4 protein-coding genes are annotated in these 6,074 nt (G+C 44.0%); 2 read left to right on the top strand and 2 right to left on the bottom strand.

Annotated features, from left to right (window positions below; all coding sequences use genetic code 11):
* Positions 1 to 257: 257 nt before the first annotated feature.
* Together AB6E52_RS01790 and AB6E52_RS01795 are read right to left on the bottom strand one after the other, a co-directional pair.
* The gene (locus AB6E52_RS01790) at positions 258 to 836 is read right to left on the bottom strand and encodes a TetR/AcrR family transcriptional regulator (protein ID WP_017088387.1); all 579 of its coding nucleotides are present in this window, start codon (positions 834 to 836) and stop codon (positions 258 to 260) included.
* On the bottom strand, positions 833 to 2,269 hold the full coding sequence (locus AB6E52_RS01795) for a coniferyl aldehyde dehydrogenase (protein ID WP_102320515.1): 1,437 nt from the start codon (positions 2,267 to 2,269) through the stop codon (positions 833 to 835). Before AB6E52_RS01795 ends, AB6E52_RS01790 begins: the two co-directional genes overlap by 4 nt.
* A 561-nt stretch (positions 2,270 to 2,830) precedes the next feature.
* On the opposite strand from AB6E52_RS01795, the gene speA reads away from it, so the two are divergent.
* A complete protein-coding gene (gene speA, locus AB6E52_RS01800; RefSeq protein WP_102320535.1) occupies positions 2,831 to 4,738 on the top strand; it encodes a biosynthetic arginine decarboxylase in 1,908 nt (635 codons plus the stop codon).
* Positions 4,738 to 5,664, top strand: coding sequence for an agmatinase (speB, locus tag AB6E52_RS01805; RefSeq protein WP_102320516.1), 927 nt, complete (start codon positions 4,738 to 4,740; stop codon positions 5,662 to 5,664). Before speA ends, speB begins: the two co-directional genes overlap by 1 nt.
* Positions 5,665 to 6,074 lie beyond the last annotated feature (410 nt).

The following is a 6,074-nucleotide window of genomic DNA, read 5'->3' on the forward strand; positions in this document are numbered from 1 at the left end:
GAAGTAACGCCCACTAACCCCGAGTGTCCAAATGATTTTTATAAAAATAAATCGGATGTCAGGATGTTAGTACTTCATTATGGCGTTATTCTCTTTTGAAATGATGGTGGGATGGTACTGAAAGAGGGTGCTTAAAGTCAATATACTGAGGTGATTAAATTGTGTTCAAATGATTAAAGCGCCTGTGTGGCGCTTTAGTGATCATTATTGGAAATAAGTTGAGTCTAGAACTTATATTTTGGAGCTTAGAGCTAAAGCTACTTGGTTTGTCCACCAACGGCTCGCCAACACATATCAAAGCTATCATTGATGTACTTCGATGTTTGCTCTGGTGGAGATTCGTTTTGCTCAATAAGCCAGTTTGCACAAATCAGAAAGTGACTGTGGATGAAGTGCCTTACAAGGTTAATGTCTAATGCCATCAATTCACCGTCCTCTTGTCCTTTCAAAATGATCTCGTCTAGCGACGCGAACATCTGCGAGACGATTACTTCTCGAGTTTGGGTCGTTGGGTCGAAATGAACATTGGTGAAGAACTTCATCGCAACCGGATTTTCTAGTGCCCATTCAATCCCAGTGATCCACATGAACTTAAAGGCTTGATAGAGATCCTGCTCAGCAATATCAGTGTGTTGTTGAAGGGTAGAGAATAGCTCCAATTTCAGCTCGCGAAACAGTTCATCAATCAATAGAGATTTGTTCTCGAAGTGGTGAAACAACGTCGCTTTTGCCACGCCGGCTGTTTTCGCTATTTGTCCGGTAGATGTGCCCTCTAGCCCCTGTTGAGAGAAGAGCAAGAGTGCAGCATCTAGGATTTTTTGTCTTTTAGTGATCATCTATTGAGTACTTTGAACAGAATCTTTTTAACTGGATTGTTGTAAGGAGGGTGCATTAACTTGGTGAAGTTAATTTTACCTCTACTTAGAACGGTTTTAGCATGACTAAAGGTCTTAAAGCCTTCAATGCCATGGTAGTGTCCCATGCCTGAAGGGCCTATGCCACCGAACGGCGCGTCTTCTGCAGCCACATGCACCAAAGAATCATTAATACACACGCCGCCAGAGTGCGTGCTCGATAAGATTAGATCTTGAGTCTGCTTATCATGACTCATCAGGTACAAAGCAAGCGGACGTTCTCTTGTTGTGATGTAGCTGATCGCTTCTTCAATAGAATCATAAGGAACGATAGGCAGTACGGGGCCAAACAACTCTTCTTGCATTGCGACCATGTCGTCGTTCACTTCGGTGAGAAGGTGCGGCGTCATTCTGTGGTTTACATCGTCTTGCGCTTGTTCGGTGACGGTGTGAACAACTGCGCCTTTAGATTGAGCATCTGCAATCACCCCCTTCAAACGATTGTATTGACGCATATCGATCACTGAAGTTAAGTCTTTACTCTCAATGCCTGCTTTATACAGCTTTTTGAAGTATTGCTTATAAGCTGTGATGAACGCATCGATTTTTTCTCGTGGCAATAAGATGTAATCGGGCGCCACACAAATTTGGCCAGCGTTTAAGCTTTTTGCAAACAGGATGCGTTCAACGGCGTGAGCCACATCAAAGTCGGGAGCAATAATCGTTGGAGACTTGCCGCCTAACTCCAAAGTTACTGGCGTTAAGTTGTCGGCTGCTGCTCTCATGACGTGCTTACCCACAGAGGTCGACCCAGTAAATAGAATATGGTCAAACGGGAGCTGGCTAAATTTAGCGGAAACATCCGCTTCACCTTCGATAATCGCGACTTGATCTTCACTAAAGCCTTCGGCCAGCATGGCTTTTAAAACTCGGTTGGTCGCAGGAGTAAACTCGGACATCTTGAGCATTGCAGTGTTGCCCGCCGCTAACGCAGTGATGAGAGGACCTAAAGAGAGCATTATAGGAAAGTTCCAAGGAACGATAATGCCTACAACGCCCACAGGCTGATAATGAACCGTGATCTTTGCTGGCGTCAGCATCAAACCGGCTTTGCGGCGTGATGGCTTCAACCACTTCTTAAGGTTCTTATCACTGTAATTAATTTGGTGAAGAGAAGGGGTGATATCAGCAATCAAGCTGTCGTGTTTTGCGCGATGACCATAATCTTCAGACACTGCGTCAATCAATTGCTCTTGGTAGCGTATTAGCAACGCTTTTAATTCCGAGAGGTTTTTTCTTCTCTGCTCAAGCGTTGGATTAACATTACTGCGGTAGTGATCTTTTTGTCGGTTGAATATTTTATCCATGTCGTTGATGTTCGACGTGGTTGGTTCAAGGTCTAGATTATGGCTCATAGTATCCCCTAAATTCGAAAGCTGACCGATTGGTTGGTCAGCTGAAATTACAAGAAGATCGAACCGAATACAAGATATGCGCGAGAAAAGTTCAAAAATTGAGCGGTTACAACATTGAAGTGAGCGAGTTTTAGTAGGAAGAACGAAGTGTTTATAGGCCTCGAATCGTGGGATACAAGTAGTGTTTGTGATAGCGAGAGTTCAGATTGGGAAGTGGTCATATTTGTCAAAACCCTGACTTAACTTGACCTGATTAGCCAAGAATTTTATGTGTCTTTGGTATTTTATTCACCTGATTTTTTGTTAGAAAGTGCTTTAAATCTCATGCGCTTCAGCCTGTTTTTTGGTCTAAAACCTTGTAATACCTTACCTGTCACTTTAAGTCGGTTCGACGATAAAAAAACGTAATCGTAACCACAAATATCAATGGTTGGACTCACTCTTAATAATATCGGTTAATGCAGCCAACAAATCGTTTTCGAACGTTTTTTGTTGGGTTATACCTCGCTATTCCAATGAGGTATCTTCTGTCGATGGCCCTATAGTGTGAGGTCTCTAGAATTGGAAAATTCGGTTAATTTGGAACGCATCCGTGCTGAGTATAATGTAAAGCACTGGAGCCAAGGTTTTTATGGAATTGATGATAACGGTGAGGTGTATGTTTCACCGAGCGAAACCGATCATCAAGTTCCTCTTAGTCAGATCGTAAAACAGTTAGAGCAGCGAAATATTGGTTTGCCTGCTCTTGTGCGTTTTCCTCAAATCGTGCATCAACGTGTGCACAATATCTGTAACGCATTCAACCAAGCGATCGACGAATATCAGTACGATAACCGTTACCTACTTGTTTACCCGATTAAAGTTAACCAACAGAAAGAAGTGGTTGACGAGATCTTAGCGAGCCAAGCTCAATTAGAGCAGAAGCAGCTTGGTTTAGAGGCGGGCAGCAAGCCTGAACTATTAGCGGTATTGGCACTGGCTCAAAAAGCGAGCTCGGTGATCGTGTGTAACGGTTACAAAGACAGAGAATACATCCGTCTTGCGCTGATTGGCGAAAAGCTAGGCCACAAAGTATTCATCGTTTTAGAGAAGCTATCAGAGCTTGACCTTGTTCTTTCTGAAGCGAAAGCGCTTGGCGTGAAACCTCGTTTAGGTTTGCGTATTCGTCTTGCTTCTCAAGGCGCAGGTAAATGGCAAGCAAGTGGTGGTGAGAAGTCGAAGTTCGGTTTGTCTGCATCACAAGTGCTTACCGTTATTGAACGCTTGAAAGCAGAAGATCAGCTTGATGTTCTAGAGTTAGTGCATTTCCATCTTGGTTCACAAATGGCCAATATTCGTGATGTAAGAAATGGTGTGAGCGAAGCGGCTCGTTTCTACTGTGAACTGCGCGATATCGGTGCTCAATTGAAGTACTTAGATGTTGGTGGTGGTTTGGCTGTGGATTACGACGGCACACGTAGCCAGTCTTCAAACTCAATGAATTACGGCTTGCTTGAGTACGCTCGCAATATTGTGATGACAGTAGGGGATATCTGTAAGCTCTACAATCAGCCACAACCTGTGATCATTTCTGAATCTGGTCGTTCGTTGACTGCGCATCACGCTGTGCTTGTTACTAACGTGATCGGTACAGAAAGCTATTCACCGGAAGACATGGCGGCGCCTGAAGCTGATGCACCACTGTTGCTAAACAACATGTGGAAGAACTTCTTAGAATTAGATGCAGGTAATGATGACCGCGCGCTGATTGAGATCTACAACGACACGCAAAGTGATATCGCAGAAGCACACAACCAATTTGCAACAGGCATGCTGAATCTTCAGCACCGTGCTTGGGCAGAGCAGATGTCTTTGCGTATTAACTACGAACTTAGCTCTCGTATGAGCACTAAGAACCGTTACCACCGTCCTATTTTGGATGAGTTGAGCGAGCGTTTAGCCGACAAGTTCTTTGTTAACTTCTCGTTGTTCCAATCGTTGCCAGATGCTTGGGGTATCGATCAGGTATTCCCTGTATTACCTCTAAGTGGTTTGGATAATGCGGACGAGCGACGCGCTGTTGTATTGGACATCACCTGTGATTCTGACGGTACGATTGACCAGTATGTTGATGGCCAAGGTATTGAAACAACACTGCCAGTTCCTGCATGGAACCCAGATGAACCATACCTGATGGGCTTTTTCTTAGTAGGCGCATACCAAGAGATCTTGGGCGATATGCACAACCTATTTGGTGATACGCACAGTGTTGTGGTGAATGTTGATGAAAGTGGTCAAGCGAATATCGACTACATCAACGAAGGCGACACAGTAGAAGACATGATGCGTTATGTTCATATCGATATGGACCTAATTCGTCAGAACTACAAAGAATTGGTCACGGCGAAAGTACCAGCTCAAGAACAGCAAAGCGTACTTGAAGAGTTAGAGCAAGGCTTGATGGGTTACACCTATCTTGAGGATTTTTAATGAACGATCTATTTACCAAACCAGATTACTCGCTGTATTCCAATGCGATGACGTTTATGCGTCGTCCTTTGGCACAGAACCCAATCGACAACGATGCTGATGTGGTTGTGTTGGGTGCGCCGCTAGATATGGCGACGTCCGGTCGTCCGGGTGCTCGTATGGGCCCTGATGCGATTCGTCGTGCTTCTGTGAACTTGGCGTGGGAAGGCAAAAAATTCCCGTGGGATTTCAATGTATTTGAACATACCTCGGTAATTGATGCTGGCGACCTTGTGTTTGATTGCGGTGATGCAGAAGACCTAACTCAACGTTTAGAAGCAGCTGCTGATGCGATTCTAAACAGTGGTAAAACTCTGTTAGGTTTAGGTGGCGATCACTTCATTACACTGCCTTTGTTAAGAGCATATGGCAAGAAGTACGGTGAGATGGCTCTGATTCACTTCGACGCGCACACTGACACTTACAGTCAGGGCAGTCGTTACGATCACGGTACCATGTTCTACCATGCGCCAAATGAAGGTTTAATTTCGCCTGAACATTCAGTGCAAATTGGTATTCGTACAGAGTACAAGCAGGAAGGACACGGCTTTAACGTTATTAACGCGATGCAAGCGAACGACATGAGCGTGGACGAGATCATTGCTCAAGTGAAAGGCATTGTTGGTGATAAGCCAGTTTACCTAACGTTTGATATCGATTGTCTGGATCCTGCTTTTGCTCCGGGTACCGGCACACCAGTATGTGGTGGTTTGAACTCAGATAAAGTGCTCAAAATCATCCGTGGCTTACAGGGTATCAACATGGTTGGTATGGACGTTGTAGAAGTGTCTCCTGCCTATGACCAAAGCGAAATTACGGCATTGGCTGGTGCGACGATTGCTCTCGAGCTGCTTTACGTCTGGACTGCAAATCGCCTTGCTAAATAGTTGTGTGTCATTGCTAACAGCATAACGCTATATACTGATTTTAAAGCCCACTAAGGTTCAACTTAGTGGGTTTTTTTGTTTTGTCGAGCAACAAAAATTCTATTCTCGCATCTCAGTAAGTAGTCTTTTCTTGGCTGTGAACTAATAGGCTAAAAGGCTCGTATTCTACGGTCTATCTCATGATTTGTGAGCGAAAAATCATCACATTGATTCTGAGAGGTGTCTCAAAGATGGGACTTGCCTCTGCTTTACTAAGGATGCAGAGCTTACCGCTATTAATGCCCTGTATTCGCTAATGATTTATCAACTTTGTTACTGTATATATTTATAAAACGAAGATGTGTATTTATATTGCGCGCTCATTTGCATATTAATCAGCATCCTACTAACTTTTGACTAGGGTTTTTAAG

It is taken from the genome of Vibrio sp. 10N.247.311.13 (assembly GCF_041467595.1).
GTDB classification, from domain to species: domain Bacteria; phylum Pseudomonadota; class Gammaproteobacteria; order Enterobacterales; family Vibrionaceae; genus Vibrio; species Vibrio crassostreae_C.

Bases quoted from the DNA above. Each gene is read 5' to 3' on its own strand.
- AB6E52_RS01790 (WP_017088387.1), bottom strand. From the start codon at position 836: ATGATCACTAAAAGACAAAAAATCCTAGATGCTGCACTCTTGCTCTTC.
- AB6E52_RS01795 (WP_102320515.1), bottom strand. From the start codon at position 2,269: ATGAGCCATAATCTAGACCTTGAACCAACCACGTCGAACATCAACGAC.
- speB (WP_102320516.1), top strand. From the start codon at position 4,738: ATGAACGATCTATTTACCAAACCAGATTACTCGCTGTATTCCAATGCG.